Annotated in this window: 29 protein-coding genes and 1 pseudogene; 15 read left to right on the top strand and 15 right to left on the bottom strand. The window is 57.9% G+C overall.

The annotated features are described in order from the left end of the window. Positions 1 to 5: 5 nt before the first annotated feature. A complete protein-coding gene (locus tag SIB83_RS12035; protein ID WP_413745946.1) occupies positions 6 to 1,286 on the top strand; it encodes a dihydroorotase in 1,281 nt (426 codons plus the stop codon). Here SIB83_RS12035 and lepB read toward each other — a convergent pair. Beyond that, positions 1,258 to 1,869 (bottom strand): signal peptidase I, encoded by a 612-nt coding sequence (gene lepB, locus SIB83_RS12030; protein WP_413401485.1) that lies wholly within the window; start codon positions 1,867 to 1,869, stop codon positions 1,258 to 1,260. The genes SIB83_RS12035 and lepB overlap by 29 nt on opposite strands. A gap of 202 nt (positions 1,870 to 2,071) precedes the next feature. Between lepB and SIB83_RS12025 the strand changes: the two genes are divergently transcribed. Then, positions 2,072 to 3,577, top strand: a complete 1,506-nt coding sequence (locus SIB83_RS12025) for a hypothetical protein (protein ID WP_413401483.1) — start codon at positions 2,072 to 2,074, stop codon at positions 3,575 to 3,577. Here the strand turns inward: SIB83_RS12025 and SIB83_RS12020 are convergent. The 5 genes from SIB83_RS12020 to SIB83_RS12000 form a co-directional block, all read right to left on the bottom strand. Beyond that, positions 3,540 to 3,899, bottom strand: a complete 360-nt coding sequence (locus tag SIB83_RS12020) for an arsenate reductase family protein (RefSeq protein ID WP_413745945.1) — start codon at positions 3,897 to 3,899, stop codon at positions 3,540 to 3,542. The genes SIB83_RS12025 and SIB83_RS12020 overlap by 38 nt on opposite strands. A gap of 2 nt (positions 3,900 to 3,901) precedes the next feature. After that, the gene (locus tag SIB83_RS12015; protein WP_413745944.1) at positions 3,902 to 4,261 is read right to left on the bottom strand and encodes a 2Fe-2S iron-sulfur cluster-binding protein; all 360 of its coding nucleotides are present in this window, start codon (positions 4,259 to 4,261) and stop codon (positions 3,902 to 3,904) included. A 107-nt stretch (positions 4,262 to 4,368) separates the two neighbouring features. Continuing rightward, positions 4,369 to 4,881 (bottom strand): inorganic diphosphatase, encoded by a 513-nt coding sequence (locus SIB83_RS12010; protein WP_413401477.1) that lies wholly within the window; start codon positions 4,879 to 4,881, stop codon positions 4,369 to 4,371. Beyond that, positions 4,823 to 5,050: a hypothetical protein gene (locus SIB83_RS12005; RefSeq protein WP_413401476.1), complete on the bottom strand. Its 228-nt coding sequence runs from the start codon at positions 5,048 to 5,050 to the stop codon at positions 4,823 to 4,825. Before SIB83_RS12005 ends, SIB83_RS12010 begins: the two co-directional genes overlap by 59 nt. 141 nt (positions 5,051 to 5,191) lie before the next feature. Further along, positions 5,192 to 5,656, bottom strand: a complete 465-nt coding sequence (locus SIB83_RS12000; RefSeq protein WP_413745943.1) for a resolvase — start codon at positions 5,654 to 5,656, stop codon at positions 5,192 to 5,194. Between the two features lie 147 nt (positions 5,657 to 5,803). Between SIB83_RS12000 and SIB83_RS11995 the strand changes: the two genes are divergently transcribed. From SIB83_RS11995 to SIB83_RS11980, 4 genes are all read left to right on the top strand, one after another. Continuing rightward, complete coding sequence (locus tag SIB83_RS11995; protein WP_413745942.1) at positions 5,804 to 7,588, top strand: proline--tRNA ligase; 1,785 nt, start codon at positions 5,804 to 5,806, stop codon at positions 7,586 to 7,588. 43 nt (positions 7,589 to 7,631) lie between these two features. Next, positions 7,632 to 8,054, top strand: coding sequence for a photosystem II protein Psb27 (psb27, locus tag SIB83_RS11990; RefSeq protein WP_413745941.1), 423 nt, complete (start codon positions 7,632 to 7,634; stop codon positions 8,052 to 8,054). A 117-nt stretch (positions 8,055 to 8,171) separates the two neighbouring features. Next, complete coding sequence (locus SIB83_RS11985) at positions 8,172 to 9,491, top strand: adenylosuccinate synthase (RefSeq protein WP_413745940.1); 1,320 nt, start codon at positions 8,172 to 8,174, stop codon at positions 9,489 to 9,491. A 53-nt stretch (positions 9,492 to 9,544) separates the two neighbouring features. After that, positions 9,545 to 10,558 (top strand): adenosine kinase, encoded by a 1,014-nt coding sequence (locus SIB83_RS11980; protein ID WP_413401467.1) that lies wholly within the window; start codon positions 9,545 to 9,547, stop codon positions 10,556 to 10,558. Here SIB83_RS11980 and cutA read toward each other — a convergent pair. Beyond that, complete coding sequence (cutA, locus tag SIB83_RS11975) at positions 10,494 to 10,865, bottom strand: divalent-cation tolerance protein CutA (RefSeq protein ID WP_413401465.1); 372 nt, start codon at positions 10,863 to 10,865, stop codon at positions 10,494 to 10,496. The two genes, SIB83_RS11980 and cutA, sit on opposite strands and share 65 nt — an antisense overlap. Next, positions 10,825 to 11,664: a precorrin-6A/cobalt-precorrin-6A reductase gene (locus SIB83_RS11970; protein ID WP_413745939.1), complete on the bottom strand. Its 840-nt coding sequence runs from the start codon at positions 11,662 to 11,664 to the stop codon at positions 10,825 to 10,827. The genes cutA and SIB83_RS11970 overlap by 41 nt, the downstream gene beginning before the upstream one ends. Before the next feature lie 14 nt (positions 11,665 to 11,678). Between SIB83_RS11970 and SIB83_RS11965 the strand changes: the two genes are divergently transcribed. Further along, the gene (locus tag SIB83_RS11965) at positions 11,679 to 12,125 is read left to right on the top strand and encodes a single-stranded DNA-binding protein (RefSeq protein ID WP_413745938.1); all 447 of its coding nucleotides are present in this window, start codon (positions 11,679 to 11,681) and stop codon (positions 12,123 to 12,125) included. A gap of 31 nt (positions 12,126 to 12,156) precedes the next feature. Here SIB83_RS11965 and SIB83_RS11960 read toward each other — a convergent pair whose 3' ends face one another. Then, positions 12,157 to 12,336 (bottom strand): hypothetical protein, encoded by a 180-nt coding sequence (locus SIB83_RS11960; RefSeq protein WP_413406337.1) that lies wholly within the window; start codon positions 12,334 to 12,336, stop codon positions 12,157 to 12,159. Between the two features lie 107 nt (positions 12,337 to 12,443). Here SIB83_RS11960 and SIB83_RS11955 point away from each other — a divergent pair, with 107 nt between their 5' ends. Genes SIB83_RS11955 through SIB83_RS11945 form a run of 3 tightly spaced genes read left to right on the top strand, consistent with a single transcriptional unit; the run spans position 12,444 to position 14,973 of the window. Next, the gene (locus SIB83_RS11955) at positions 12,444 to 13,028 is read left to right on the top strand and encodes a DUF2854 domain-containing protein (RefSeq protein ID WP_413745937.1); all 585 of its coding nucleotides are present in this window, start codon (positions 12,444 to 12,446) and stop codon (positions 13,026 to 13,028) included. Continuing rightward, a complete protein-coding gene (gene argB / locus SIB83_RS11950; RefSeq protein WP_413745936.1) occupies positions 13,021 to 13,878 on the top strand; it encodes an acetylglutamate kinase in 858 nt (285 codons plus the stop codon). The genes SIB83_RS11955 and argB overlap by 8 nt, the downstream gene beginning before the upstream one ends. Before the next feature lie 3 nt (positions 13,879 to 13,881). Then, complete coding sequence (locus SIB83_RS11945; RefSeq protein WP_413401456.1) at positions 13,882 to 14,973, top strand: DUF3153 domain-containing protein; 1,092 nt, start codon at positions 13,882 to 13,884, stop codon at positions 14,971 to 14,973. Position 14,974: 1 nt separating this feature from the next. Here SIB83_RS11945 and priA read toward each other — a convergent pair whose 3' ends face one another. Continuing rightward, the gene (gene priA, locus SIB83_RS11940) at positions 14,975 to 17,266 is read right to left on the bottom strand and encodes a primosomal protein N' (RefSeq protein ID WP_413745935.1); all 2,292 of its coding nucleotides are present in this window, start codon (positions 17,264 to 17,266) and stop codon (positions 14,975 to 14,977) included. Positions 17,267 to 17,572: 306 nt separating this feature from the next. Here priA and rpoD point away from each other — a divergent pair, with 306 nt between their 5' ends. Together rpoD and SIB83_RS11930 are read left to right on the top strand one after the other, a co-directional pair. Then, complete coding sequence (gene rpoD, locus SIB83_RS11935) at positions 17,573 to 18,979, top strand: RNA polymerase sigma factor RpoD (protein ID WP_413401453.1); 1,407 nt, start codon at positions 17,573 to 17,575, stop codon at positions 18,977 to 18,979. Between the two features lie 165 nt (positions 18,980 to 19,144). Continuing rightward, positions 19,145 to 19,735, top strand: coding sequence for a DUF6790 family protein (locus tag SIB83_RS11930; RefSeq protein ID WP_413745934.1), 591 nt, complete (start codon positions 19,145 to 19,147; stop codon positions 19,733 to 19,735). A gap of 193 nt (positions 19,736 to 19,928) precedes the next feature. Here SIB83_RS11930 and SIB83_RS11925 read toward each other — a convergent pair. Further along, positions 19,929 to 20,926 (bottom strand): annotated as a pseudogene (locus tag SIB83_RS11925) (carbamoyl-phosphate synthase). Between the two features lie 1,148 nt (positions 20,927 to 22,074). Between SIB83_RS11925 and SIB83_RS11920 the strand changes: the two are divergent. Next, complete coding sequence (locus tag SIB83_RS11920) at positions 22,075 to 22,437, top strand: hypothetical protein (protein ID WP_413745933.1); 363 nt, start codon at positions 22,075 to 22,077, stop codon at positions 22,435 to 22,437. Between the two features lie 88 nt (positions 22,438 to 22,525). Here SIB83_RS11920 and SIB83_RS11915 read toward each other — a convergent pair whose 3' ends face one another. After that, complete coding sequence (locus SIB83_RS11915; RefSeq protein WP_413406081.1) at positions 22,526 to 22,786, bottom strand: hypothetical protein; 261 nt, start codon at positions 22,784 to 22,786, stop codon at positions 22,526 to 22,528. A 412-nt stretch (positions 22,787 to 23,198) separates the two neighbouring features. Further along, on the bottom strand, positions 23,199 to 23,651 hold the full coding sequence (locus tag SIB83_RS11910) for a DUF6561 domain-containing protein (protein WP_413406079.1): 453 nt from the start codon (positions 23,649 to 23,651) through the stop codon (positions 23,199 to 23,201). Positions 23,652 to 23,808: 157 nt separating this feature from the next. On the opposite strand from SIB83_RS11910, the gene hemC reads away from it, so the two are divergent. Continuing rightward, positions 23,809 to 24,762, top strand: a complete 954-nt coding sequence (gene hemC, locus SIB83_RS11905) for a hydroxymethylbilane synthase (protein WP_413745932.1) — start codon at positions 23,809 to 23,811, stop codon at positions 24,760 to 24,762. A 30-nt stretch (positions 24,763 to 24,792) separates the two neighbouring features. Here the strand turns inward: hemC and SIB83_RS11900 are convergent, their stop codons facing one another. Next, the gene (locus SIB83_RS11900) at positions 24,793 to 25,377 is read right to left on the bottom strand and encodes a L,D-transpeptidase (protein WP_413745931.1); all 585 of its coding nucleotides are present in this window, start codon (positions 25,375 to 25,377) and stop codon (positions 24,793 to 24,795) included. Positions 25,378 to 25,490: 113 nt separating this feature from the next. Between SIB83_RS11900 and SIB83_RS11895 the strand changes: the two genes are divergently transcribed. Then, a complete protein-coding gene (locus tag SIB83_RS11895; RefSeq protein ID WP_413406073.1) occupies positions 25,491 to 26,468 on the top strand; it encodes a hypothetical protein in 978 nt (325 codons plus the stop codon). 9 nt (positions 26,469 to 26,477) lie between these two features. On the opposite strand, the gene SIB83_RS11890 is transcribed toward SIB83_RS11895, so the two are convergent. Next, a complete protein-coding gene (locus SIB83_RS11890; RefSeq protein WP_413406071.1) occupies positions 26,478 to 26,966 on the bottom strand; it encodes a DUF6790 family protein in 489 nt (162 codons plus the stop codon). Positions 26,967 to 26,976 lie beyond the last annotated feature (10 nt).

Raw genomic sequence — 26,976 nt, 5'->3', positions numbered from 1 at the left:
GACCGATGACCGAGATGATCCTGCTGGACCCGGTGAGGGTGCTGGTCGGGCCCGACCAGCCGCTGCAGGAACAGGGCGCTGCCCTGCTGAAAGACGGATGTCTTGAGGCACTGGGAGATCAGGCCCGCGAAACGGCTCGGTCAGCGGGCATCGCCCCCCTGGCAGCAGGGCATCAACTTCTCGCTCCATGCCTGGTCGACAGTCATTCCCTTTTACCTGAGCCTTTCCAGAGCCAGGGCGAAACTCTGCAGAGCCTTGTGAGATCGGCCGCTGCAGGCGGTTATGGACAGATTGCCCTGCTGCCTGAGGCGTCGGGGAACCGCCGTGAACTGCCTGATCAGCTTCAAGGATTTCGGCCGGACGGCTGTGATGTGGCTGTCCATCTCTGGGGGGGATTCAGCCAGGGAGGGAAGGGGGAGCAACTGACTCCCCATGCCGACCTGATCGAAGCAGGGGCTATTGGACTCTCCGATGGAACCAGCCTGCCGCCTGTCCCTTTGCTCGACCGCGCCCTGACCCTGGGTGAATCGGGTGCATCACCCGTTCTGATCCCACCCCTTGATGCCGTTCTGCGGGGTGAGGGACTGCTTCGGGAAGGACCCGAAGCACTGAGAGCAGGCTGGCCCAACGATCCTCTGAGCAGCGAAACGCTGCCCCTCAGTCAGCTCGCTCAGCTTCAGCTGGAGCACCCACAGCGCAAGCTGATCTTAATGGGTCTTTCCACTGCCGCAGGGATTGATCTGCTTCGGCGGTCGGCGTCACCTCCTGCCGCAACCGTGAGCTGGTGGCACATTGTGACCAGCAGCAGTTCAAGTGCGGCAACGGCAGCCTCATGGTTCGTCTCACCGTCTCTGGGTAACAGCAAAGACCGTGATGCGCTGATCGAAGGACTGAGCGAGGGCCTGATCCAGGCGATCGCTGTGCACGCATCACCGCTTGACGATGAAGAGAGCCTGCTGCCTCCTGATCAACGCCAACGAGGGATTGCCGGTCACCAGCACGTGCTTCCCTCCCTCTGGAAAGCGCTTGTTGTTTCAAGCGGCTGGACACCTGAACGTCTCTGGGACGTGCTCAGTTTCGGACCCTCCAGAATGCTCGGGATCTCCGAGGAGCGTCTGATTCCGGGCAGCAATCGCTGGCTTCTGTTCGATCCGGATGAGGTCTGGACACCCACGCGATCGGATCCATGGTCTTCAAAGGCAGCCAATCAACCCTGCCTCGGCCGTCCTCTTGATGGACGCGTGCTGCAATGCGGACTCAGGACCCCAGCGAACCCAGACGATTGAGCGGCCAGAACCTCCAGAGAGCGCGTCCGATGATCTGATCCTCAGGCAGAAAAGGACCGCCTGGCCAGTAACGTCCATCCCAGCTGTTGCTGCGGTTGTCGCCGAGCGCCAGAACATGACCTTCCGGCACCGTGACATTGAGCGTTCGGCAGAGACTCATTCCCTGTTCATCAACAGGGCAGTACTTGGTCACGTAGGGCTCTTGCACACGATCTCCATTCACGCGCAGCTCACCCCGCGGGTTGACTGAGACCTGGTCTCCTCCGACAGCGACAACCCGTTTGATGTAGGCGTCACAGGCAGGATGGCCGATACCTGGAATCAGGCCCAGCAGCGGAAAATTGGCCAGAGCGCAGCGGAACGTTGGGGGTGAACCAGCGGTTTTCAGTGCCGGATCAAAAGCATGCGGAGAGTTGAACACCACAATCTCTCCACGCCTGGGGCCTCGCGTTGCGTAGGAGAGTTTCTCAACGAGCAGGCGATCCTGAATCTGCAGACCTGGGAGCATCGAACCCGATGGAATGAAGCGCGCCTCCGCCACGTAATGACGAATCCCCAGATAAAGGGCCAGAGTGAAGATCACCGGTCCCCAGAAATCCCAGAACGGATGTCCTTTTTGATTCTTGGGCTTATTGGAGGACGAAGACGCATCCGATTGAGTGTCAGCTTGTGATGGCGAAGCGTCGTGTGGGGCGTCTGGCAACGGAAACCTTGCTGGCCTTTGGTCACCCAAGATAGGCCTGTTGGCGACGGCCACCTAGCCTCAGGACAGAACGCTCACACCCATGGTCAGGCCCCGGTGGTTAGGTGTGAAACCCTCCGCGAGCCATCGCTTCTGGCTTGGCTGGGATCGGGTGATCGCGGGAATCGCCGCACTCAATCTGGCCTGGGTCGTCTTCGATGTGACCTATGTGCCGCTGCGCAACTTCTGGCTGCAGCGCACACTCTTTCCTCTGCCCTCCATCAGCCTTGCGGTTCCACTGCCATGGCTGCCCGACATCACACCCCTCTATGACCCGGTGAAGGGAATTGAGCCCCATCGGGACACCGAGGCCTACGTACGACATTTCCAGCAGCTGGAAACCACCGCCGCGTCAAGCGGAATCAACAGCCCTGCTGCAAAACAGCTGCGGCTGGAAATGGTGGTGCGCAACAGCCAGCTGATTGATGAAAACCCTTTTGTCAGTTCAGACAAAACCGGAACCCTGGAGAAACTCAAGAGTCGACTGAGAGCGAGAGCAGGGATGGATTCAGCCAAGCAGTCCGCAGCCCATCTGCTTGGAGACAGCTATCTCTCGGATGAACGATGGCCGGAGGAACAACGGTTCTGGCGCAAGAGCATTCTTCCCCTGGCTGCCACCAATTACTGGCGCGGCACGGATGAAAACGGGCAGCCGGTCGATCTGTCATGGAGGATCGATCTCCCCTTCCAGATCCTCTTCGTCCTCGACATCATGCTGCGTGCCATCAGGCTGAAGCAGCGCTATCCGGGCATTGCCTGGAGAGACGCACTGCTGCGTCGATGGATTGATGTGCCGCTGCTGATTCCGTTCTGGAGACTGCTGCGGGTTCTGCCGGTCACCGAGCGGCTGTCCAGCGCACGCATGATTCAGCTTGAGCCCCTCAGGGCAGCGGTCAGCCGCGGTGTCGTCGCTGTTCTCGCGCTTGAGCTTTTCGAGGTGATCACGCTGCGGATCCTCGATACCGCCCAGGATGCAGTTCGCTCACCCCACTGGCCGGAAAAGATCCGTCGTCTGTGCAGTCATCAGAGCATCGAATCCGATGGCGAACAGGAACTCTCAGAACTGCTTCGTCTCTGGCTTCCGTTGGTGCTAACTCAGGTTGGACCTGGCATGCGCCCCCAGCTTGTGGCACTGGTGAGCCATGCCCTGAGACGCAATCTCGAGGAAACGGCGGTCCCGGCGTCACTCCGGTCCCTACCTGGAATCGGTAAAGCTGAAGCTGAGCTCAGTCAGCAACTTTCCGCCGGACTCGTTGATTCACTTCTGAACCTTTCCCGCAGCGCTGGAGATCGTCTGGCTCAGAAAGATCCGATGCTTGTTGATCTCGGGGTCCAAACCGTGGACCGTTTCTGGGAAGAACTGGCCAGAACACTCGAGCAAGGACCGGTGCTGGAACGCAGCCAGATACTCGTGTCTGCATTTCTCGAGGATCTCAAGAGAAGCAGCATGAATCAGCTGAGGCTGCAGAGGAATGTCGACGAGTTGATCACGGAGCTGGATGGATTGAACTTCAATTCAGAAGAACCTCAGACCAGACCTCGGGCCTGAAGCCCACAAGAAATTGACCGTCAGGGCAACGGACAAAAGGACGCTTGATGAGCTTCCCATCAGCTGCCAGTGCCTGCAGTGCCTGTTCGATGGTCATCGCTTTGACCGCATCAGCTCCAAGGGCTCTGTAGCTCTGACCACTGGTGTTGAAGAGGGGTTTGACCTGACCGAACTGTTCGTACGCCTTGCGCAGGAGTTCAGCTGATGGAGGGGTAACCGTGATATCGAGCACTTCGGAATCCAAACCCTGATCATGGAGCCATGACAAGGCTTTTCGACAGGTGTTGCAGCGTGAATAACCGAAGACCGTAAGAACAGCCACCGTCAACGGGCAAGAAGATTCTTGACGGCGCCGATGAGGCTGTTGGAGCCCTGACCTACCCCATCGTCGGGGCGGGTACGGATTGTCACATCTCCATTGACCGTGGTTCGGCAGCTGAGGCGGTAGTTCGCAGGTCGATCGGAGAGGTAAACCTCCTCAACATCACTGAGTGGGGAGAGATTCTGGGAACCCTCGAGTACCTCAATGACGCAGGTCCCACACTGACCGACCCCGCCGCAGTTGTTGAGGTTGTTGAGACCCTTGTATGGATTGACCCCTGCAGACAGAGCCGCTTTGCGCAGATTGGCGCCTTCGATGCAACTGACCTGTTGGCCTTCCTGCTCAAAACGGATGGTGGGCACGGATCGATCACACGTGAATGTCGCTTAATTTACAAGCTTCGAAGTTTCAGATGAGGATTCCATTCGGAAGCCGTGCTGAAAACGGTGTCGACCAAGCGAATGCCCGATCAGGAGGAAGCGGCCGTGACACACCTGTCCAGCAGCGGCTGAACCGCATCCACGTCACGCCATCCGCCGATTTCCGTCACACGACCTTCCATGTTTTTGTAGGTGCGGAAAAATTCAGCAACGTCCTCCAGCTGATTGTGAGCGATCTGATGAATGCTCTGAATCGTCTGCTGACGTGGATCTGCCACAGGCACACAGAGGATCTTGCCGTCGTAGTGGCCCATGTCGTGCATATCGAGGACACCAATCGGTCGTGCCTGAATCAGACATCCAGCGAAGGTTGGTTCAGCCATGATCACCATCGCATCGAGCGGTGAGCCATCCTCCGCAAGCGTGTTCGGAATGAAGCCGTAATCAAACGGATATCTGACCGCGGAATGGAGAACGCGGTCAAGAGCCATCACCCCCGCACCAGCGAAATACTCATATTTGTTGCTGCTGCCAGCTGGAATCTCAACGATCAGATTGACCAGTCCTGGAGATGGAGACGGGGTAAGAGCCCTGAGATCCATGACGCTCCTTGGCGGCGACGGAGGGATTGGTGGGACGATCGGTCAGCACAGCGGCCAATGGAATACCCAGCCCAGTGATGGCAAGGGTGAATCCGAAAACAGCAAGAGCAGGGATAGCCACGAACTGTGCTGCAGACACAGGGGGCTTGGGGGCAGGCTCAGGATCCATTCAGTGGTGGTCGGGGACATCCCAGGCTTTCCGCCCGGAGGCAGAGGCCGATTCAGAACATCTCATGGGCGTTCTGAAGGGAGATTGAGTCATGAATCGAGGACTCGATGACTCACATTCATTGTGACACCAATGCAAGTCTTATGCAGCGGGGCGATCCTGACGATCGCGGCGCGACGCCAGATCCGAAGGAGCTTCGGGAAGACCGTCAAGACGGGATCGGATTAAACGCAACTCATCAAGGATCGCTCCAAGTACTTGCTGGGTGGCTGTGGAAGGCGAATTGAGGACCTCAACGGTGACCTCCTTGATCCTCAGCACGTCCTTGGCGAAACGAGCTACCTCGTTGGGATGAAAAAGAAGGGGATCTTTTTGATCGCTCCTGTATTCAGGATTGAGTTTACGAGGGTTGAAAACTCGGTTGAGGTTGCGCGGATCAGTATTGGTGTAGCGATATACGGATGCACGAGATCGATTCAACGACTTCTGAACATCATCGATTCCAACAAGCGCTTCTGACTGCGAAAGTACAGATGCAGCATCACTCCGAAAATCCGAGGATTCGCTTACGGCCGGCACTGAAACTTCTATCGGCCGAGGAAACATGAGACAGCCCTGGGACAGCTTGGAATTTGCTGAACATAGCAGCTGAGACTCAGGACGCCAGCATCGATCACAGCAAAAGTGACAGTTCCCGGATCGACCGTTTTCTTGGCGGTGATAGCTTCCTGACCCCACCTATTTATTGCCGTCATGCGCGTCTCCCGCCTGTCGCTGGTGACGTTAAGGAACGTTCCCGCAGACGCTGAGATTCCATCTCATCAATTACTTGTTCGCGGTGGTTACATCAGACGTGTTGGGCCTGGCCTCTACGCCTACCTCCCCTTGATGTGGCGCGTGCTGAGCAAGATCAACACCATCGTTCGTGACGAGCTTGACAGCCTCGGTGCACTCGAGACGCTGCTTCCTCAGCTTCAACCCGCGGAACCATGGGAACGCAGCGGTCGCTGGCAGGGCTATACAGCCGGCGAGGGAATCATGTTTCATCTGGAGGATCGCCAGGGCCGGCAGGTGGGCCTTGGCCCAACTCACGAAGAAATCGTCACCGTGCTGGCCGGCGATCTGCTGCGCTCCTATAAACAGCTTCCGGTCACGCTTTATCAGATACAGACCAAATTCCGCGACGAGATCAGGCCCCGCTTCGGTCTGATGCGCAGTCGGGAATTCATCATGAAGGACGCCTACTCCTTTCACGCTGATGAAAAGGATCTAGAGAAGACCTATGCACTGATGGCCGGGGCCTATGCCCGCATCTTCAAGCGCTGCGGTCTGAACGCCGTTGCAGTGGATGCCGACAGCGGCGCCATCGGAGGAGCCGCATCCCAGGAATTCATGGTGATGGCGAATGCGGGCGAAGACCTGATTCTCTCCACGCCGGATGGGAGCTATGCCGCCAATCAGGAGAAAGCGGTGTCGCTTCCATCAGTTGCAGAGACACTGCCTCCGGGCGAGGAACGAAACCTTGACACGCCAGGTCAGGCAACGATTGAGGATCTCTGCGCTGCCAACGGCCTCTCCCCATCTCAGACCGTCAAGGTGCTGGTGCTGCTGGCCCGCCTCGACGATGGCCGAAAGCAACCGCTGCTGGTCAGCCTGCGAGGGGACCAGGAGCTGAACGACGTCAAATTGACCAATGCCGTGACCCAGCGCATGGGGTCCCCCGCACTGGAGATTGCACCAATCAACCCAGAGCAGCTCCGGCAGCAGGGGCTCTCTCCGCTGCCCTTCGGCTCCATCGGCCCTGATCTTGAAGACTGCTCACTGCAGGATGTTCGAAGCTGGGAAAAACGGTTTGTCCGCCTGGCGGATCCAACCGCCCTCAATCTTGACCGCTTCGTCTGTGGCGCCAACAGCGCCGACCAGCATCGCTGGGGAGCGACGTGGAGCTCGATGCCCGCTCAGATCGAAGCTGATCTGCGCAATGCCAAGGCCGGTGATCGCTCCCTCCACAACCAGGAACAGATCCTTGAGGAGAGGAGAGGCATCGAGGTGGGTCACATCTTCCAGCTCGGCAGCAAATACTCCGACGCTCTGGAGGCCCGCTTCACCGACAAGGACGGCAAGCAGGCGTCGCTGCTGATGGGCTGCTACGGCATCGGCATCTCTCGCCTTGCCCAGGCAGCAGTGGAACAGCATCACGATGAAGCGGGAATCTGCTGGCCAGTGAACATTGCGCCCTTCCAGGTGATCGTGGTTATCGCGAATGTGCAGGACTCGACACAGCTGGACTTGGGAGAGTCTCTTTACGGATCACTGCAATCCGCAGGAGTTGATGCCCTCCTGGATGACCGAAGCGAGCGTGCCGGAGTCAAATTCAAAGATGCCGATCTGATCGGAATCCCCTGGAGAATCGTTGTCGGTCGCGAAGCCGAAGCCGGACGGGTCGAAGTGGTGGAGCGTTCCAGCCGGTCCAACAGCACCATGTCGCATCAAGAAGCGCTGAACTCCGTGCTCGTGGCCGTCCAGGGGGGCACCTGATCGAAGTCTGCTCCGCCTTAAAGTTCCTCAAACTTTTCCTGCCATGCGAATAGCGCTGCAACGCCTCAGCCGACAACTCAGGGGATTCACCCTGGCCCTCTGCCTTGGTCTCTCCCTGTTGCTCACCGCTTGCGGCGACACCGTTTCAACCCTGACCGGTGACTACATCGAAGACACAGTGGCAGTCGTTCACTCTCTTCAGACCACGCTTTCACTGCCTTCAGATGCGGAAGGTCTCCAGACCTCGGAACAGGAAGCCCACGACCTCATCAATGACTACATGTCGAGGTATCGGCCCAGGCCCCAGGTGAATGGTCTCAGCTCCTTCACCACCATGCAGACAGCCTTGAATTCTCTGCAGGGTCACTACAACACCTACACCAATCGGCCGGTGCCTGAAGCACTGCGCACTCGCGTTGAAAAAGAGCTGAGCAAAGCCGAGAAAGCCGCTCTTCGTGGCACCTGAGCATCAGACCCCGCCAGGCTTTTCAGGTTCCAATCACAATTTCGCAACTCTCTTTGACCTCAGGCAGGTGGATCTGAGAGAGTTCCGGATTGTGCAGAATGGCGGCTTCGGGCCGCAGTGTCTTTGGCCAATGTTGTCGTCATCGGTGCGCAGTGGGGTGACGAAGGGAAAGGAAAGATCACAGATCTCCTCAGCCGTTCCGCCGATGTCGTCGTCCGCTATCAGGGCGGCGTCAACGCAGGCCACACCATCGTTGTGGACGATCAGGTTCTCAAGCTCCACTTGATCCCCTCTGGAATTCTCTATCCCGACACCGTTTGCCTGATCGGCTCCGGCACGGTGGTTGATCCCAAGGTGATGCTCGGCGAGCTCGACATGCTGATCGAGAACGGAATCGACATTGCCGGGCTGAAGCTCTCCTCAACAGCGCACGTGACCATGCCCTACCACCGCCTGCTCGATCAGGCGATGGAAAAGCAGCGAGGCGATCGGCGCATCGGCACCACGGGCCGGGGCATTGGTCCGACCTACGCGGACAAATCCCAGCGCAGCGGAATCCGCGTCATCGACATTCTCGACGAGGCGAGACTGCGCGATCGCCTTGAAGGCCCACTGAACGAAAAGAATCAGCTTCTGCAGACCATATACGGCGTGGAGCCGCTCGACTCAGAAGCGGTGATCAGTGAATATCTGGCCTATGGCAAACGGCTGGCCCCCCATGTGGTGGACTGCACCCGGGAGATTCACCAGGCCGCACGCGCTCGTCAAAACATCCTGTTCGAGGGCGCTCAGGGCACACTGCTCGACCTGGACCATGGCACCTATCCCTACGTCACGTCCTCCAACCCCGTCTCCGGTGGTGCCTGCATCGGGGCTGGCGTGGGCCCGACCCTGATCGACCGGGTGATCGGCGTGGCCAAGGCCTACACCACCAGAGTTGGAGAAGGGCCGTTTCCCACCGAACTCGACGGCAGCCTCAATGATCATCTCTGCGACCGGGGTGGAGAGTTCGGCACCACCACCGGCCGCCGCCGCCGCTGCGGCTGGTTCGACGGTGTGATCGGACGTTACGCAGTCGGTGTCAACGGTCTTGATTGCCTGGCCGTGACCAAACTCGACGTGCTGGACGAACTCGACGAACTTCAGGTTTGTGTGGCCTATGCACTTGATGGGGAAAGAATCGAACACTTCCCCTCCTGTGCAGAGGCCTTCGCACGCTGTCAACCGATTTTCGAGACACTCCCGGGCTGGCAGTGTTCCACCGCTGAATGCCGCACGCTTGAGGACCTCCCTGAGAAAGCCATGGCCTACCTGCGCTTCCTGGCCGATCTGATGGAGGTCCCGATCGCCATCGTCTCACTGGGCGCAGGTCGCGATCAGACCATTGTTGTTGAGGATCCGATTCACGGTCCAAAACGGGCACTTCTCAGCGCCTGATAACGGCAGAGCCCGTCAGGGCGTAAGACTGCCGCAGTCGATGCACCTTGTTCATGGCCGCTTCCTCCCGTTTCCAGCCCAACGCCTCCCTGGATGTCGTCGGAATCGGCAACGCCATTGTGGATGTGTTGGTGCAGACCAAGGACGGTTTTCTCAGTGAGCACGGTCTGCAGAAAGGGGGGATGTGCCTGATCGATGAACAGCAGGCGGAAGCGCTTTACACATCCAGTGGTCCTGGACTGGAAACCTCCGGCGGATCAGTCGCCAACACCATGGTCGGCATCGCTCAGCTTGGTGGGCGAACAGGGTTCATCGGTCGGGTGCGTGATGACCAGCTTGGATCGATCTTCAGTCACGACATTCGTGCAGTGGGCACTCGGTTTGAGACACCCTCCGCAACCACTGGCGCCACCACCGCACGCTGTCTCATCTACGTGACGCCGGACGCAGAGCGCACGATGTGCACCTTCCTCGGAGCCTCAACGCAGCTTGAACCGGAGGATCTCGACCTCTCGATGGTGAAGGAGACGAAAGTGCTCTATCTCGAGGGGTATCTCTGGGACAGCCCGGCAGCCAAGCGGGCCTTCATCGCGGCCGCGGAGGCTTGTCGTGCCGCCGGCGGAAAGGTCGCTCTGTCCCTCTCCGATGGCTTCTGTGTGGATCGCCACAGAGAGAGCTTTCTTGAGCTGGTGAACGGTCATGTCGATGTGCTGTTCGCCAACGAAGTGGAGATCAAATCCCTCTATGAAACAGAAGACTTCGACACCGCCATCGAGAAGGTACGCGGTTGTTGCTCAGTGACGGCGGTCACCCGCGGAAGCGATGGATCGGTCGTGCTCAGCGGCGATCAGCGCTGGGACATCGGCATCTATGGGCTCGGCGAACTGGTTGACACCACCGGTGCCGGTGATCTTTACGCCGGAGGATTTCTGCATGCCTTCACCCAGGGCGATTCTCTGGAGCGCTGCGGACAGCTGGGAGCTCTTTGCGCCGGTCAGATCGTCACCCAGCTTGGTGCTCGCTCCCAGGTCTCTCTGCCGGATCTGATGAAGAGTCATCTGAACTGAGGGCATCCAGCGCCCACGCCCCGTAGGCAGCTCCCGCCCGAGCTGCCAGGTGGAGGATTTCGGGAGTGTCGTAGCTGTGAATGGCTTCGAGAGAAGCAAGAAGCTGCTCCAGGCGCTGAGGGCTCGTCTTGATGATCAGCTGCACTTCCTGCGAACGCTCGATCTCCCCCTGCCAGCGATAACAGGACTGCACGGGCATCAAGGTGACGCAGGCCGCCAACCGCCCCGTGATCAATTGCTCAGCAAGGGCCTCTGCCTTGGACTGATCAGCCTCCGTGGTGAGCACCAGGCTCAGGTCCGTTGACATGGGCATCAAGCCGTCGACACAACTGGTTCACGCTATGAACCACCTCAACGTTGGGCATCGGGTTGGGGCGTTTCAGCTTCCAGAGCCTGACAGAACCTGTACTGGACAGCTCACTCCAGACTTGATCTGCAGATCCACCCGACTGCCGACAGAGCACATCGGTGATCTGCCAGCGACGACAGAGGGCGGCCTCCAAGCCACCGGTGCGTTCTCCACTGGCTGGTCTCAACACAGCCAGCTGCTCCCCACACAAGCCCGCGAGGCCGGCAAGACGAATGGCTTCAGGAGTGGGAAGCACCCGGGCGTGAACCCGAGCTCCGGCGAGCCTGGCAGCGGTGGCGGCGGCGGCCAGCTGCCGCGCCCCAACAGCGAGAAGCAGACGATGGCCTGACAGTGCACATCCGGCGAGATCACCCACCGTTTCCAGAACTGAACCTTCAAACACCGCGTGGTCAGGACGCTCGAATCGCATCAGCGGCAGATTGCTGCCGAAGCAGGCCGAACGGAGCTCGGTGCTGATTGTCATCGCAAAGGGATGCGTCGCATCCACCACATGCGATACCGCCCGAGCCGCCAGGTAATCACTGATTGACTCCGGGGACGGGAAAGGACCCACCTGCAGTGCATCCAGCGGCATACCCTCATAGGCCCTCGATGCAGCTGCACTGACAACGCTGACGCTGACGCGATGACCTGCCTCCAGCAGCGCCAGTGCGATGGAAGGGCCTTCACCTGTACCGGCGAAGATCAGCACATGAGTCAGGCGATTACGCCAGCGGTGCATCAGGATGGCGCTCACCGACCAGGCCGAGGATGAATCACTGCGTAATTGAGGTGGATGTTCTTCAGGCTCCCACCTTGCGTTACACCCAGGACAACCAGACACCGATCGCGGAGATGGAGGTGGGTTTTGATGCGTTGCGCCCGGATGACCCAAGAGGCCAGCTGAAAGTGGTCGGATGGGGCAATCTTGCCCAGGACCTCCAGAATCGGGTGCAGGTGGGTCAGCGGCTGCTGATCGAAGGCAGGCTGAGGATGAACACGGTGCCCCGTCAGGATGGCACCAAGGAGAAGCGGGCCGAATTCACCCTTGCCCGGCTCCACCCTGTGGGGGGAAGCGATGCCGCCGCAGCTCAGATGCCCTCCCCCGCTAAGCAGGCGCCAGCTGCCGCCGCTGCGGCACCCTCCCCTGCGAAGGAGCCTGCAGCGCAGTGGAACACCTCGCCTCTGGTACCGGACACTGACGACATCCCCTTCTGAGCCGCGGAAACACCTTTCAGCGCCGATCCTCTCAGGGCCGATCGTCGCCGTCACTGAAATGCTCGGAGGCACGCTGAAGCAGCTGCCCGAGCTCCCTCTCGAGTGCCGCCAGATCCAGGCGGAATTCCTGCCATCGACCCCGGTCGATCTGTTCCAGCAACCAGGCCCTGTCCTGCTCAAGCTGCTGGATCAGGGCTGTTGAATCCTCCATTGAACTCTGGTCCAGGTCTTGCGATCGGGTGCTGTCCATCAACTGCGGCCGCAGGTTCATCCATCCTGAACCCCGCACGGTCAGAATGGCGCCACTTCCAATGCCGCATGAACGATCTGCTCTCGCCAGGAAGCCTGGTCACCATCGCCGGCGGAGTGCTCACCGTGGTTGGTGCTGTGGCCTATGGAACCGGCGCCGCCAACCTGAGCCTGCCGACAATTTTTTACGGCATTCCGATTCTGCTGGGCGGTCTGGCCCTCAAATCATCGGAACTGCCACCGACTCGGCGTGTGACACCTAAAGCAAAGCTGAAGGGAGAACGTGAGGCTGCCACCCCTGAACTTGGAAAGCTTCTCGGCGATGTCACCCGTTGGCGCTACGGCCAAAAAGCCCATCTGGAAAGTTCTCTGGAATCGCTCAAGCTTTGGGATGAGGACAACCCCCCACAGCTTCTGGAGATTGAGGAGATCTGCCCCAGTGGCCACTACGGCCTGCGACTGAGGTTCGCCTGTGAGGCCGTTCCCATCCAGCTCTGGCAGGAGAAGAAAGGCCGACTCAGTCGATTTTTCGCCAAGGGATTCGAAGCCACAATCACTCCTCTGAAAGGAGACCGCCTGGATCTGTTTCTTCTGCCGGTGGGCGTTACCGCCTCTGGCGAACAGAGTGATTCCGGAGAAACGGTGAATGGATGATGCCCTCAGGGTCTCCGTTCTGAGTGAGGCTCTTCCCTATATCCAGCGGTTCGCCGGCCGCAGGATCGTGGTCAAGTACGGCGGTGCGGCCATGGCCCATGCCGAACTGCAAACAGCTGTGTTCAGAGATCTGGCGTTGCTCTGCAGTGTCGGGGTTCAGCCCGTTGTGGTGCATGGCGGGGGTCCTGAGATCAATCACTGGTTGAAGCGACTTGCCATCGCTCCAGAATTCCGGGACGGTCTTCGCGTCACTGACGCCGAGACGATGGACGTCGTGGAAATGGTTCTGGTCGGCCGGGTCAACAAGCAGATCGTCAACGGACTCAACCGGCTTGGCGCTAGAGCGGTCGGCCTCAGTGGCAGCGATGGCAGTCTGGTGGAGGCCCGCGCCTGGGGTGATGGCAGCCACGGGATGGTCGGTGATGTGGCACGCGTCAATCCCGACGTGCTCGAACCTCTGCTGGAGCGAGGTTATGTGCCGGTGATCTCCAGCGTGGCCGCCAATCTCGACGGCGTGGCCCACAACATCAACGCCGACACCGTTGCCGGCGAGGTTGCGGCCTCTCTCGAAGCTGAGAAGCTGATCCTGCTGACCGATACCCCCGGCATCCTTCGCAACCGCGATGATCCACAATCACTTATCCGTCAGCTCAAACTTTCAGAGGCCAGACAGCTGATTCATGACGGTGTTGTGGCCGGTGGCATGACACCCAAGACCGAATGCTGCATCAGGGCTCTTGCCCAGGGAGTCTCCGCTGCCCACATCGTGGATGGGCGTGTCCCCCATGCTCTTCTTCTGGAGGTGTTCACCGATGCGGGAATCGGCACCATGGTGGTGGGACGCAGCTGAGGCATGAGCACCGGGCTATCGGCAGCTGAGCGGGCACTTGAGCGTGGTGATTACGGCCTGTGCCTGCGCCTTCTGGAACCCCTCGCCGAAGCCAGCCCGATCACGGAGCCCGAGGGGGCGGCCATCCGGATGGTGATGGTGACGGCATGGATGGGACAGGGCGAAGAGCGCAAGGCCATTGCCACATGTCGGCTGCTGACACGCTGCAAGGACCCTGACCTGCGCAACCGTGCCCGTCAGCTGCTGAGTGTGCTTGAGGCTCCGAGCCTCGAACGTCCGGCGCGCTGGTCGATGCAGCTGCCCACTCTCGACATGGCTCCCCGGGTGGGGAAAGGAACCGTGACCGGCCGCCGCAGACGTGGCCCCAGTCCGCCACCACCACCCCCGACAGGTCCCACCCCGGCACCATCAGCTGGATTTGCCTCGCTGGTGCTGGCAGTTCTGCTCGGACTGACCCTGCTGCTCAGTGGCTGTGTGCGCATGACTGCCGAGATTGATCTGGCAGGTCCGGATCGCCTGTCGATGAGCTGGCGGATCAACAGCCTCAGCGGCAACAGCCTCCCATGGCAGCAGAACTTCGCGAAGTCACTGCGTCAGGCGGGTCTCGGCTGGTCGGTGCATCAGAGCCGAGAAGGTGCGCTGAACCTGAGCAGTCCGCCTGTTGGAGCTGACCGGGCCGCCACGCTGTTGCGCAGCAGTGTGGAGCTGGCGGGACGCAGCGCCGGACTGAGCCTGCCCGCTCCGGAACTGTCGGTCGTGGAGAGGAACTGGCTGATCGGGGTGCAGCAGCAACTGAACCTGAGCCTGGACCTCTCTCCCCTTGAGCGATTTCCAGCCGGTGATCTCCAGGTCACCATCACCCCTGTGCAAGATCTCCGACAGGTGAACAGCACACCCACAACGGGTCGGCTGGAGGGAAACAGACTGCTCTGGAGCCTAGAAAGCGGAAGCATCAACCAGCTGCAGATCCGGCGCTGGCAGTGGAGTCCTCTTGGCCTTGGCAGTGTGCTGATCGCTCTGCTGCTGCTGCTGAGTTTTCTGCTGCAGTCCGTGCGGCTTCGACTCGGCTTCGGCTACCCCGAGCTGCCCTCCTGATTCAGAGCTGCAAAGGATCCGGATCAACGGCGAGGGAAACATCTTTGGGGAGACCTTCCCAGAGTCCTGTTCCGGAAGGCAGGGGAATTTCACTCTCCCTGGGACCATGCAGAAGCAACTGCCAGCGGCTGCGACCCGCCACCCGCGCCACGGGTGCTGGAGCAGGACCCAGCAACTGCCAGCCTGCAGCGGTGCAGCCGGCGCGAATCCTTTCAGCCAGCAGGGTTCCGGCAGTCGCCGTATCAGTTGCGGACTCACCCGAAAGACGCAGCAGACAGGCCCGCGCGAAAGGCACCAGACCTGCCTGACGACGCAGAGCCGATTCCTCCTCCAGGAAGCGTTCGTAACGACCATCAACGAGATGACGAATCACCGGATGGTCGGGGCTGTAGGTCTGGACCAGCACCTCCCCGGGTTTCTCCGCCCTCCCCGCTCGACCCGCGAGTTGCAGCAGAAGCTGCAGGCACTGCTCTCCGGCTCTCAGATCAGGCCGATGCAGCAGGCCATCGGCGGCCAGCACAGCTGCCAGTGTCACTCGCGGCAGGTCCATTCCCTTGGCGAGCATCTGGGTGCCGACAAGTACGTCGGCTTCACCATCGGCGAACTGGGCCAGAAGCCTGCGGTGGCCATCCCGTCCTCCGGTGGTGTCCCGGTCGAAGCGCAGCAGGCGCAGATCACCGAGTTCCTCTCCCAGCCGCTCCAGCACTCTCTGGGTCCCTGCTCCAAAAGGCTTGAACGCCAGGGAACCGCATGACGTGCATGAGGGTGTGATGGCCGCTCGATGATCACACCAGTGACAACGCAGCCACTGCTGTGAGCCGCGGTTGCCGTGAACGGTGAGCGGAACATCGCAATGGGGGCACATCACCACCTCTCCACAGCTGCGACAGCTCAGAAACGTACTGTATCCGCGTCTCGGCACCAGCACGACCGCCTGTTCACCCTTTGCCGGCAGCTGTGCAAGACGATCCATCAGTGCGCGACTGATCAGTCGTTTGTTGCCCTCGGCCAGCTCATGGCGCATGTCGATGATCCGGACCGGCGGCAGCGGCTGGCTCGAGATCCGTGATCTCAGCCGGGCGAGAACCAGAGGTCCTTCTGGCCGCACAAGGCTCCAGCTCTCCAGCGATGGTGTGGCGCTTCCCAGCAGGAGACGGCCCCCCTGCAGCCTGACCCGCTCGGTTGCCATGACCCTTGCGTGGTAGCAGGGCATGGGTGAGTCCTGTTTGTAGGAGTTGTCATGCTCCTCATCAAGAACAACCAGACCGAGCGGTCGCAGAGGCAGAAACACAGCGGAGCGCGTGCCCACCACAACAAGCGGATCGTCGCTTTCGAGGCAATGCCGCCAGGCACGAACACGCTCGCGGGCGGTGCAGCCGCTGTGATACTCAAGAACCTGATCTCCGAATCGCTCACGGCAACGATCCACGAGCTGGGGAATGAGCCCGATCTCCGGAGTGAGCAACAGAGCGTGGCGACCGGCTACCAGCTCTGCAGCTGCCAGCTGCAGATAGACCTCGGTCTTGCCGGAGCCGGTGATGCCCCACAGCAATAGACCTCCACCTTCGGGGAGTGATCGAAAGCGATCCACCACAGATCGCTGCTCATCCGTGAGCGGGCGCGGTGACTCCAGCTCTGCAACGCAGGCTGATGTCCTGTCTGATCCACCGGGGCCTGCCTCTGATTTCCGTTGCCGGCGAATCAGGCCCTTGCTTTCCAGGCTCTTGACCATTCCCGATGGAAAGCCCTGCGCGAGAAGATCGCGCTGCCAGGCGCCACCGCCCCTGCGATCCAGCTCCGCAAGCAGTTCAAGCTGCCTGGCAGCCTTCAGGGTTGAGGGGGGATCAGCAGGTTCACACCGCTCCACCCACCACAACTGGCGCGAAACCGGACCCGCACAAGGTCGCTGCCCCAGCCATCCCGGCGGCAACGCCGCCTTGAGCATGCGAAAGGAACTGGTATGGCAACGGGCCGCCATGGCATCCAGCCATGACCGCCAGGATGGATCAACGGCGGCGCGCTGCACCAGCTCTTCGACGGGGTTGAGCCGAGCAACCCTGCAGTCAGCAGCATTCGCCCCTGCTTCGATCGGCCGACAGCCCGTGACCAGCCCCTGCAATCGACGGCCGCGCAGACGGACCGCCACCAGATCCCCCAGTCCCACTCCGAGACTGCGACTGTCGCAATAACTGAACGTACGCCCGTCTCGACCGGCCTCCAGCCAGACATCGACTTCTGAAACCGACTGCGCTGCAGAAGGACTGGTGGATTGATCGACGGGGGTTGCCGACATCACATGTTTTTCTTAAGATACAGATGTTGGACAGCTCATCAGCTGTTGTCGGAACAGAGCAGAGTTCCGTCCAGTGGGAAGACTCGAAGCTCGAGCCAGGGATTATCCCGACGGCCGACCGGTCTGCGAACGCCCCTGACAGCCCTGCCCCTGACCACAGCCCATCAATCGATTCACAATCACCGTCATCAGTTTCCAACCCCTTTGTCAGGGGAGATCTGATCATTGTGATGCGCCTGCAGGTTGAGCCTGTTTGCGTTTCAGTTGACTGCGTTAGTTCCGAACACCCTCACCATCCCTATCCCCATGAGTCCTGCTGCGAGCAAGTCAGCTCAGCCCAAGGCCGCGTCGCCCAAGACTGCCTCTCCCAAAGCGGCGGCATCGAAGGCGGCTCCATCCATCGTGATGCTGGCGGATTCGAAGGGACTTCCCAAAGGCATGAGCAAGAAGGGCAAACCGGAGTCAACAACCTCAGCCGCGAAGTCTTCAACAGCCAAAGCCTCAACCACGAAGACCGCAGCGAAATCGAAACCGGCCAGCAAAAGCAGCACAACCAAGAGCACCAAAACAACCAAGAGCGCGAAAACCCCCGCCAAGGCGACCCGAGCCAAGACCTCGGCCGCTGCCAAACCCGCTGATCTCGATGCGGCCGCCGATCAGTTGCTGGCCAAAGCCTCCGGAAACTCTGCGGCAAGCAAGGAAGAGAAAGCCAAAGCAGACGCCAAGGCCAAGGTGCTGGCAAGCATCAAGGTTGGGCCTAAAGGGGTCTACACAGAGGATTCCATTCGGGTTTATCTGCAGGAGATCGGCAGGATCCGGCTGCTGCGTCCAGACGAAGAGATCGAACTGGCCAGGAAGATCGCCGATCTTCTCTACCTTGAAGAGCTCGCTGCCCAGTTCGAGAGTGACAACGGACGCGAACCCGACAACAAGGAGTGGGCGGCGCTGGTCGAGATGCCTCTGATCCGTTTCCGCCGCCGGCTGATGCTCGGCCGCCGAGCCAAGGAAAAAATGGTTCAGTCGAATCTCCGTCTCGTGGTGTCGATTGCCAAGAAATACATGAATCGAGGTCTCAGCTTCCAGGACCTGATTCAGGAAGGCAGTCTTGGCCTGATCCGTGCCGCGGAGAAATTCGATCACGAGAAGGGCTACAAATTCTCCACCTACGCGACCTGGTGGATTCGCCAGGCGATCACACGGGCCATCGCTGATCAGAGTCGAACGATTCGCCTCCCGGTGCACCTTTACGAAACCATCTCGCGCATCAAGAAAACCACCAAAGTGCTCAGCCAGGAGTTCGGCCGCAAACCAACGGAGGAAGAGATCGCCGAATCAATGGAAATGACCATTGAAAAGCTGCGATTCATTGCCAAGAGCGCTCAGCTTCCCATCTCCCTTGAGACACCCATCGGCAAAGAGGAGGATTCACGCCTCGGCGACTTCATCGAAGCAGACATCGAGAATCCCGAACAGGACGTTGCCAAGAATCTCCTGAGGGAGGATCTGGAAGGGGTGCTGGCCACCCTCAGCCCGAGGGAGCGCGACGTGCTCCGCCTTCGCTACGGCCTTGATGACGGACGCATGAAGACACTCGAGGAAATCGGACAGATTTTTGATGTGACCCGAGAAAGAATCCGTCAGATCGAAGCCAAGGCATTACGCAAGCTGCGGCATCCCAATCGCAACGGAGTGCTCAAGGAATACATCAAATAATCAGCCACTCGATTCGCATCGCCCCAGGATCCCTGGCCACATAGGAATTCTGGGGCTTTTCAGTGTCTGAATATTGGCCTGGATACTGAGACATTTCAGCAATTATCAGCCTGAAGAAGCCTCAAAACGCACTCAGCCCGAGCAGTGCGCCCGTACCAGCCATCAATGGATGATCTGGTCACTTGGGGCAACAGTGGTCATCTTGGTATCGGTGATTGGTTGGAGTCGATGACGACATTGATGCATTTTCTCGAGGCCGATTACGGAGTTTGGACTTTACTTTTGGCGTTGTTGCTGGGCGCTTTGCAGACACGGCAGCAATGGACGCTCAGCCGTTGGTCGGAAGCCTCTTTACTTTGGATTGCGTTCTGGGTTCTTGGCTTTGGTGGCGTCTATGGATTCATCATGCATCTTGTCTTCGGAACATTCTCAGCAGAACAGATTGGCTGGCCCAATAGTCCTTTTCAGTACGAAGTGGCTTACGCCAATCTCATGATCGGCATTCTGGGTTACAGCAGCTTCCTGTATCGCAAACGTGATTACCTTCTGGCGAGCATGGTGGCTTTTGCCAGCTGGCTCTTCGCTGACGGGGTTGGTCATGTGGTTTCCCTTGTGGTGTTTAAGAAAAACGCTGCTTCCAATGCCGGTGCCGTGCTGTACACCGATCTCCTGACTCCTTTGCTCGTTATTCTTCTGCTCTGGATTAGTCGAGACGAACGCCGTCGGCTGAGCGGTCAGCGTCAAAGGATCCTATGATCACGTTTGTGGAGACAGGAACCCAAACATTCACTTACTTTTTCACGTTGCAGACATCAACGACGATGCAATCGGGTGGATCGGTGGTGACACAGCGGGGCATATCCTTCACACAATTGACGGGCTCTTTGACTCACTGAACTGCGGGTCGTAAGTAATTCATCTCTTTGGTCATTAATAGTGATCGGAATAGTCAGCTTGCCATAGATCTTATGAATCCAACCTTTTTCTCTTTCCCGTCGCTACCACCGCCCTCAACTGACCCAAATCCTCCAGTCCCTACATCGTGCACCCTCACGTCGCGATAACTTGCTCTTGATGTCAGAGCATTGATAACAGGTAGTTGTTGAACTTCTTGTCGCTGCGCTGTTGTATTCGCACCACCAAAGCGAACTTCAAGGTCTGCTGAAACTCTGGTTTCAAAGGCTTCGTCATAGGAGATGTTTATCCTTACGGTTAAACCCCTGCTGATTTCATAGGCCATGCGTCCAAGCACACCTGAACCATCAGCTGTTCCTAGATCACCATTTTGGTAGTAGTAACCAACAGAAGCATTCAGTTCAGGCGTGATGAAATAGCCAACATCCAGTCCATAGGTGTTGAGTGCTCCGCCTTGGTAGAAGACGTTGAGATCTTGTTCCGTGTCGCCAACGGGTAACAAGGCATAGGCATTGAAGTTCCAGTCATTAGCAACAGCTTCTGCATTGACTGCAACCTGCTGGAAGAAAGCACTCTTCTCTGTACCGCTGACATTGATTCCGGTATCGGCTCCACCTGTATTCATGGGGCGGCTGTCATAACCACCATTCAGTCCGAACATCCAACTGCGATCAGCATTGAGCCAGCGATAGCCAATACGCGTTGAGGTGCTGACAGTGGTGCCAGCCACATCGGTGTTGATGATGCTGCTGTCACCCTCACGGTCGCGAAATTGGCGTTGATCAGGGCATCAACAAACCAGACGCTGTTGTCGCCAACCGACAGTGGCAGGAACCCGCCGATTCCTGCCTGGTTCGGTGTTCCAGCACCCTGCAATGCGCCCTGGAAGCCAAAGTTGGGTTTGACCAGACCCTCGAGGCTGATGCTCATCACATCGCCGAGATCCTCAGCCTTGCCGTCCTGTGCCTTCAAAGGCAGCGGGGCGATGGCAACAGCAGACGCAAGCAAACCAATCGAGAGACGGCGGAGCATTGGCGTGGCGTCAGTCCGCGCATGATGCCGGGCTTGGCCTGACTGCGCTTGCCAGCCCCACCAAGAGCACAGGGCAGACAAAAAAACCTCTGCCTGAGGCAGAGGTTCCGAAGACTCCTTTGGGACTGTTGCTTTGTTGCAACCCCGCGAGTGTTGTTCCTCACTGTTGAATTCTCAGGACTTGGCGCTCGTGTGCAACCAAGTGAATTTGCTCTCGTAGAACCCGTCCGAAAAGGCCCCGAAACCGAACCTTCTTCCCCCCTCCAAAACCGCATCAACTGGAGATAGACCGAGAAGGTCCCAATCGGAGACACCCATGACAACTGCAACCCCGCCAATGCACACGGTGAACCTGGCCCTGGACAAGGGTCATGAGTTCACAGAAGAAACCATGATGAAAATGCTGGCTGACAGAAACCAACATTTCCCTGCCTGCCCCATCAACAACCGCTTTGGATGGGAAGAGGCTCTGATGACCTGCTTTGGAAATCACTCAGTAGCTGACCGACAAAGACTGATCTAAGAGTTGTCTAGTTGTGACCAGTGCAGTGAACAGCGCTAGCGCTGGCTAGACCTGAGGAAGTTGGTTCTCCTCACAGAGATTCCAACTCCTCACACCCACTGAAGATCCGATAGACGTCCGGGTCTTTTTTATTGATTTGACTCTCTCAATCTCTCCTGTTGAATCTCAGTGGGTCTGTTCATTGACTTATTAAACTGGATCGGTAGTCGATGGTCAATGTCAACATGAGATCAATTGACGGAGCAGCGTTATAGTCCATTCCAACAATTTCCAGTCAAATCAGGCGACCTGATTTGTTCTCAGGCGGCGAATGGTGACCTGAACTTTTGAACAACCACCATTAAGCACTATGTGTCTGTAGAGGGGTGCCGTAAGTATTTGAAGAAGAATGGGAATGAACCACTACCCTCTTCTCAAGGACATCCGTCTGAAGCCTGTCGGTGGCGAGGGAAACAGCGAGAATTGATTTGGCTGTTGCTTAGAGCAACCATTGCCCTGCCCGCATTGGGGATGGGATTTTGATGGGCTTTTGCAGCCGTGGTGAGCTTGCAGATGCATCAACTGTTTCAGCAGAGCCGTTTCAGGAGGTTCATGATTAAAAGGACTAACGCCTAGCAGGACACGAATGAGACCAACGAAGAAAGCACAGTTCTGGGTCTTTGTCTCCCTCGCAGGGGCGGGCTTCAGTTACTATCTCGTGGATAAGGGTATCCCTCAGGGCCTCTTTCTTGGATACATATGCATACTTAATGTAGGAAAATACATCGAAAAGAACTATCCACCTCGAAAGCGCAAGGGCGACATGAAAACCCTCTGGCGAGACGAATACATTCGCCTGAAAGGATGGGAGAGTATGACCGATATTCAGCGTCATGTCCTTACCAAAAAGGCAAAGTCTTCAGCAATGAAGAGACAGGAAGCTGCAATGATGAAAGAGCTACGAGAACTGAAATCAAAGCATCCATACCACCAGAGTCTTGTTTTCTGATCAGTAAGCCCAAGGATCACAGGGTTGTTGATCAGCTCTGGATCTTTGTCTTGGCTGGCCACCATGGCTCAGCAAGGCTGTTGGACATTTACTCTTGACAATTGCGTCGACGATCAATTTGCTGCGCCAGAAACTTGAAAGCATCGTTGATCAACTGCTGAGGGTCAGTCACCTCTGGATGGAGGCGCGAATAGACATTCAAAGTGTTGATTCTCAGTCGATTGGTGGCGTCTCCCTCTTCTTCAGACACCAAACCAAGCAGACGATGTGCTTCCTTGATGGTTTCGATCTGCTGGGGAGAAGGAATCCAATCCGCAAGCTTCGAGTTAGTACTGAATGGCTTGATCATTCCGCCATACACCTCAAGAGAACAAATGAGACCATGTTCTTGTTTCCTTATGGTCTTTAGTGTTATCAGAAGACCAAAAAGTAACGGTAAGAAAAGGCACTAGAGCATCGCCATCAATGGCTAAAAAATTTAAGTCTAAAGGACTAAGAGGTGGGATTCGATAGACATACAGTTGTGTTTGCAACGCCCTGTTGGGTGGAGTGGGCATGGAGTTTGCAGCCTATCGATGGGATATGGGACCCATTAAGGGCATTATTTATCAACCGCGATTGATGGAAGGGTGTGTTTATTAAACCTCTGACTGTCAAAAGGGTGATAATGACATCAAGTCATTGAATCACTCAGCTTGCAGATCAATAAAAATCGGGCCGATAGCTTCTTTTTATGGAACTTGTTTTGGGGTCTGAGCCATTCAGCGTGACTCAATGCTGTCGGTGAACTCCTGAAATGCCTTCTTCAAACGCTCAACGGGCGTTTCCGATGGAGGACATTCCTGATTGGTGGAACGCGTGTAGGCCTGAAGAATGCGAGCTTCAGGCTCAAGTAAAGCTGCGACTGCAGCCTTGAGCATCACAACATTGCGCTGGGGAGTTAATCCCTCCAGGTAGGAATGCAGAGACCAGGGTCCTGAGTCATCCTGCTTTTCAAGCCGCAGGGGCCTGATCAACTGATAAGCGCGGTCACCATCGGAATCGGTTGTCTGTCTGAGACGGGCGACCAGCATCACACCGCTGGTGAGCAGAACAAGACGGATGGATCCTTCGCTCAACAAAGGCAGGAAGGGAGCTGATTCGTCCACCTGAGAGAAAGAAGAGCCGGCGGATGGATGACTCACCTTCACCCCGTTGACCACAGGACCAGGCATTGCGACTCCTGAGAACGCAAAGATCGTAAAGCTGTTCGTCCTGAAGAGTGGGCCGTCTTGCTGATGCAGAGCCTGATCTATCTAGCTGAATTCTGTGAAATGTTGAGCAGAACCGGACCTTCGACTCCGTAGGCTGAATGGCTGTTTCAACGTGCCCATGGCTCTCGAGCAACTGCGCATCGCCTCCCGCCGCAGCCAGCTGGCCATGGTGCAGACCAACTGGGTGAAAGCCGAACTGGAAAAAGCACACCCGGGCCTGGCGATTTCAGTGGAGGCCATGGCCACTCAGGGGGACAAGATTCTGGATGTGGCCCTGGCCAAAATCGGTGACAAGGGGCTGTTCACAAAGGAACTGGAGGCCCAGATGCTGGTGGGTCGAGCGGAGATCGCAGTGCACTCCCTGAAAGATCTGCCGACCAACCTGCCCGATGGCCTGATGCTGGGTTGCATCACCGAGCGGGAGGATCCTGCGGATGCCCTGGTGGTCAACAGCAAAAATGCCGATTACACACTGGAAACACTTCCGGAAGGCTCCATCGTCGGCACGAGCTCGCTGCGCAGACTCGCTCAACTTCGCTACCACTTCCCTCACCTTCAGTTCAAGGACGTTCGGGGCAACGTCATCACCCGACTGGAAAAACTGGATTCAGGAGAGTATGACTGCCTGATCCTCGCAGCGGCAGGCCTCGGTCGACTTGGATTCGGAGATCGGATCCACCAGATCATTCCTGGTCACATCTCGCTTCATGCCGTTGGACAGGGAGCTCTCGGCATCGAATGCGTCACCGACAATCAGGATGTTCTCGACATCATTCAGGTGCTCGAGCATGCCCCAACAGCCGGCCGGTGCCTGGCTGAACGAGCCTTCCTGCGGGAGCTCGAAGGCGGCTGCCAGGTGCCCATCGGCGTTAACAGCCGTATCGACGACCATGAGCTTGTTCTCACAGGCATGGTGGCCAGCTTGGATGGCAAGCGACTGATCCGTGATGAACGCCGCGGGCCTCTCGGTAATCCTGAGGATGTGGGACTGAAGCTCGCCGCCGACTTGAAATCTCAAGGTGCAGGTGAAATTCTCCAGGAGATCTTCGCTTCGGTTCGTCCCGAGGCCTGACTGTGTCATTGCTGATCACAGCACAAGCACTCACTGGGTGATCCTCACCGGAGTGCCGACCTCAACGAGCTCATAGAGCTTCTGAACGTGTGCATTGAGCATGCGTACACAACCGTTGGACACGGCCGCTCGGATTTTCACCCAGTGCGGCCAGGGCGTTCCATGAATGCCGAATTGGTTGGGGCCCTGCTGCAAAAAGCCGATCCAGCGATGACCAAGCGGGCTAGCAGGCCCGGTGACCGGGTGGACCCGACCGGACTTCGTACTTTCGTACTGAGGGTTGACGAGCTTGGTCTCGACACGAAAGACACCTGTCGGTGTTGGGGTCTTGGGATCGCCAATCGCGACCGGCCAGCGTCCTATGGACTGACCAGCCCGGATCACACTGATGCGTCGCTGTTTGAGATCAAGATGAATAGTGGTCTCAGTATTCTCAGAACTCGCTCTCGCTGAGGCAATCAGAGACGAAGGGACCTGCAGCTGAGGCGAAGCAGCCACTGGACACCATGCAGCCGAAGCAAGGGCAGCGGCGCCGAACACCGCAGGAGCGAAACGATTGACGCACTTGAGACGCATTCCCGGACAGCCAAGACTCACTGGTCTCAAGCTATCCATCCGCCGGATAAAAAACCGCACACCAATGGAGGACTTTCTGAAGAAAAGCGTTCAACCAGCCGCCTGGGTGTTTCCGCGTCTTTGCTGAAAGGGAAAGATCCCTCGATTCTTCGATGCCAGAGCAACTTGAGTGGAACGCGGATGAGGCACGTCTCGTGCTTCAGGCCATCAAGACCGTGGGAACAGCTGGAGGAGCGTTACCGCTGGCGCCAATCACCTTGGAGATGATGGAGGCGATCCAGAACCACGTTCTGCATTCTCAGATCGACCTGAAGGAACTGGAAATCATTGCCCCAGCGGCCTGTCCCGATCGGCTCAGCCCTGGAAGCAAGCGTGACCAGCTGATTCAGATCCTGGTGCTGATTCCTTACGTGGACATGTCAGTCGATCCACGCATGGTGGGAGTTGTGGATGACTTCGCCGCTTGCCTGCATGTCAGTCCAGAGACTCTGAACGATCTCCACCAGGTCAGGGACAATCACCTCAGGCGATTGCTGCTGAATTACGGACGACGCAGCATGGGTGAGTTCCTGATGCTGGATACGCCGTCCAAATTCATTCGAGGGGTGATCAGCGCTCTTCATCAGGCCATCGGCGACCCCGCTGTGGCGCGGCGTTATCAGTCTTTGGAATCGTTCCCAGAAAACAGCCTTGGCCACAGCTTCTTCCACTGGTATCGCGACCGTCAGTGGGCCCTTCCCGGCGAACACAAGAGCACGTCAGAACTGCTGGTTAACCATGACTGCTGTCACATCCTGGGCGGCTTCAACACCGACACACAGGGAGAAATGAATGTGGCCGCCTTTCAGGCCGGTTTATTCACTGATGGATTCGGCTTTGAATCACTGCTTGAGGTGATGCTCGATTTCCATCTCGGCAAATCCTTCAGCACCACCACGGGCCTGATCACACCGGAAACCGGCCAGTTCATACCTGATGCGGCCATGGCTGGATATGAAAAGGGGCTGGCCTGCAACATCAACCTGATTCAGGACCTTGACTTCTGGGATGTTGCCGATCAACAGGTCACTGACCTCAGGGTCCGATACAGCATTCCGGCATCCGAAGGACCGATTCTCCTGAAACCCTGAATTGCCGGTTCAGGACAACACCGCAAAGGCGAACCAGAGCAGAACAACAGCAAAGGCAACATTGACGAACTGGCTTGCAGTCCAAGGTCGCTTGGGGTTTCGGGCTGACTCCAGCAGATGCAACACCGCGGCCTGCACCATGTAAATGCCGAAGACAAGGATGAGACATCCCAGCACCATGATTCCCCAGTTCAGCAAGGAGGCGACAACCGCCACCACCCCCCAGGCAAGATTGGCGAATCCAACCTCAATCTGGAAGTCATTGCGCTTGCCGAGATCCCAGTCCATCCGCACCGCATCGCTGCGATGAAACACGGCATGGCGGACGAATGACAACAGCCCCACGCCACCGACTGACCAGAGCGCTACCCACTGAACCGCAGAAGCAATCTGGCCGTTAGACAGGGCATTCAATCCAAAGAAGAGGCCGATGCCACCAACAAGCCAGGTGACCTGCATCAGCACCTTGCTGATGCGGGGATGGGTGGGCAGCATCATCACGTTGAAC

This window comes from Synechococcus sp. MIT S9507 (genome assembly GCF_047304715.1).
Lineage (GTDB): Bacteria > Cyanobacteriota > Cyanobacteriia > PCC-6307 > Cyanobiaceae > Synechococcus_C.
This window is presented reverse-complemented; position numbering and strand designations above follow the sequence as displayed.

Excerpts from the sequence above, each read along its gene's own strand:
- SIB83_RS12035 (WP_413745946.1), top strand. The coding sequence starts at position 6 with ATGACCGAGATGATCCTGCTGGACCCGGTGAGGGTGCTGGTCGGGCCC.
- SIB83_RS12025 (WP_413401483.1), top strand. The coding sequence starts at position 2,072 with ATGGTCAGGCCCCGGTGGTTAGGTGTGAAACCCTCCGCGAGCCATCGC.
- SIB83_RS12010 (WP_413401477.1), bottom strand. The coding sequence starts at position 4,881 with ATGGATCTCAGGGCTCTTACCCCGTCTCCATCTCCAGGACTGGTCAAT.
- SIB83_RS12005 (WP_413401476.1), bottom strand. The coding sequence starts at position 5,050 with ATGGATCCTGAGCCTGCCCCCAAGCCCCCTGTGTCTGCAGCACAGTTC.
- SIB83_RS12000 (WP_413745943.1), bottom strand. The coding sequence starts at position 5,656 with ATGTTTCCTCGGCCGATAGAAGTTTCAGTGCCGGCCGTAAGCGAATCC.
- SIB83_RS11995 (WP_413745942.1), top strand. The coding sequence starts at position 5,804 with ATGCGCGTCTCCCGCCTGTCGCTGGTGACGTTAAGGAACGTTCCCGCA.
- psb27 (WP_413745941.1), top strand. The coding sequence starts at position 7,632 with ATGCGAATAGCGCTGCAACGCCTCAGCCGACAACTCAGGGGATTCACC.
- SIB83_RS11980 (WP_413401467.1), top strand. The coding sequence starts at position 9,545 with ATGGCCGCTTCCTCCCGTTTCCAGCCCAACGCCTCCCTGGATGTCGTC.
- cutA (WP_413401465.1), bottom strand. The coding sequence starts at position 10,865 with ATGTCAACGGACCTGAGCCTGGTGCTCACCACGGAGGCTGATCAGTCC.
- SIB83_RS11965 (WP_413745938.1), top strand. The coding sequence starts at position 11,679 with ATGAATCACTGCGTAATTGAGGTGGATGTTCTTCAGGCTCCCACCTTG.
- SIB83_RS11960 (WP_413406337.1), bottom strand. The coding sequence starts at position 12,336 with ATGGAGGATTCAACAGCCCTGATCCAGCAGCTTGAGCAGGACAGGGCC.
- SIB83_RS11955 (WP_413745937.1), top strand. The coding sequence starts at position 12,444 with ATGAACGATCTGCTCTCGCCAGGAAGCCTGGTCACCATCGCCGGCGGA.
- argB (WP_413745936.1), top strand. The coding sequence starts at position 13,021 with ATGGATGATGCCCTCAGGGTCTCCGTTCTGAGTGAGGCTCTTCCCTAT.
- SIB83_RS11945 (WP_413401456.1), top strand. The coding sequence starts at position 13,882 with ATGAGCACCGGGCTATCGGCAGCTGAGCGGGCACTTGAGCGTGGTGAT.
- priA (WP_413745935.1), bottom strand. The coding sequence starts at position 17,266 with ATGTCGGCAACCCCCGTCGATCAATCCACCAGTCCTTCTGCAGCGCAG.
- rpoD (WP_413401453.1), top strand. The coding sequence starts at position 17,573 with ATGAGTCCTGCTGCGAGCAAGTCAGCTCAGCCCAAGGCCGCGTCGCCC.
- SIB83_RS11930 (WP_413745934.1), top strand. The coding sequence starts at position 19,145 with ATGGATGATCTGGTCACTTGGGGCAACAGTGGTCATCTTGGTATCGGT.
- SIB83_RS11920 (WP_413745933.1), top strand. The coding sequence starts at position 22,075 with ATGAGACCAACGAAGAAAGCACAGTTCTGGGTCTTTGTCTCCCTCGCA.
- SIB83_RS11915 (WP_413406081.1), bottom strand. The coding sequence starts at position 22,786 with ATGATCAAGCCATTCAGTACTAACTCGAAGCTTGCGGATTGGATTCCT.
- SIB83_RS11910 (WP_413406079.1), bottom strand. The coding sequence starts at position 23,651 with ATGCCTGGTCCTGTGGTCAACGGGGTGAAGGTGAGTCATCCATCCGCC.
- hemC (WP_413745932.1), top strand. The coding sequence starts at position 23,809 with ATGGCTCTCGAGCAACTGCGCATCGCCTCCCGCCGCAGCCAGCTGGCC.
- SIB83_RS11900 (WP_413745931.1), bottom strand. The coding sequence starts at position 25,377 with ATGGATAGCTTGAGACCAGTGAGTCTTGGCTGTCCGGGAATGCGTCTC.
- SIB83_RS11895 (WP_413406073.1), top strand. The coding sequence starts at position 25,491 with ATGCCAGAGCAACTTGAGTGGAACGCGGATGAGGCACGTCTCGTGCTT.
- SIB83_RS11890 (WP_413406071.1), bottom strand. The coding sequence starts at position 26,966 with ATGATGCTGCCCACCCATCCCCGCATCAGCAAGGTGCTGATGCAGGTC.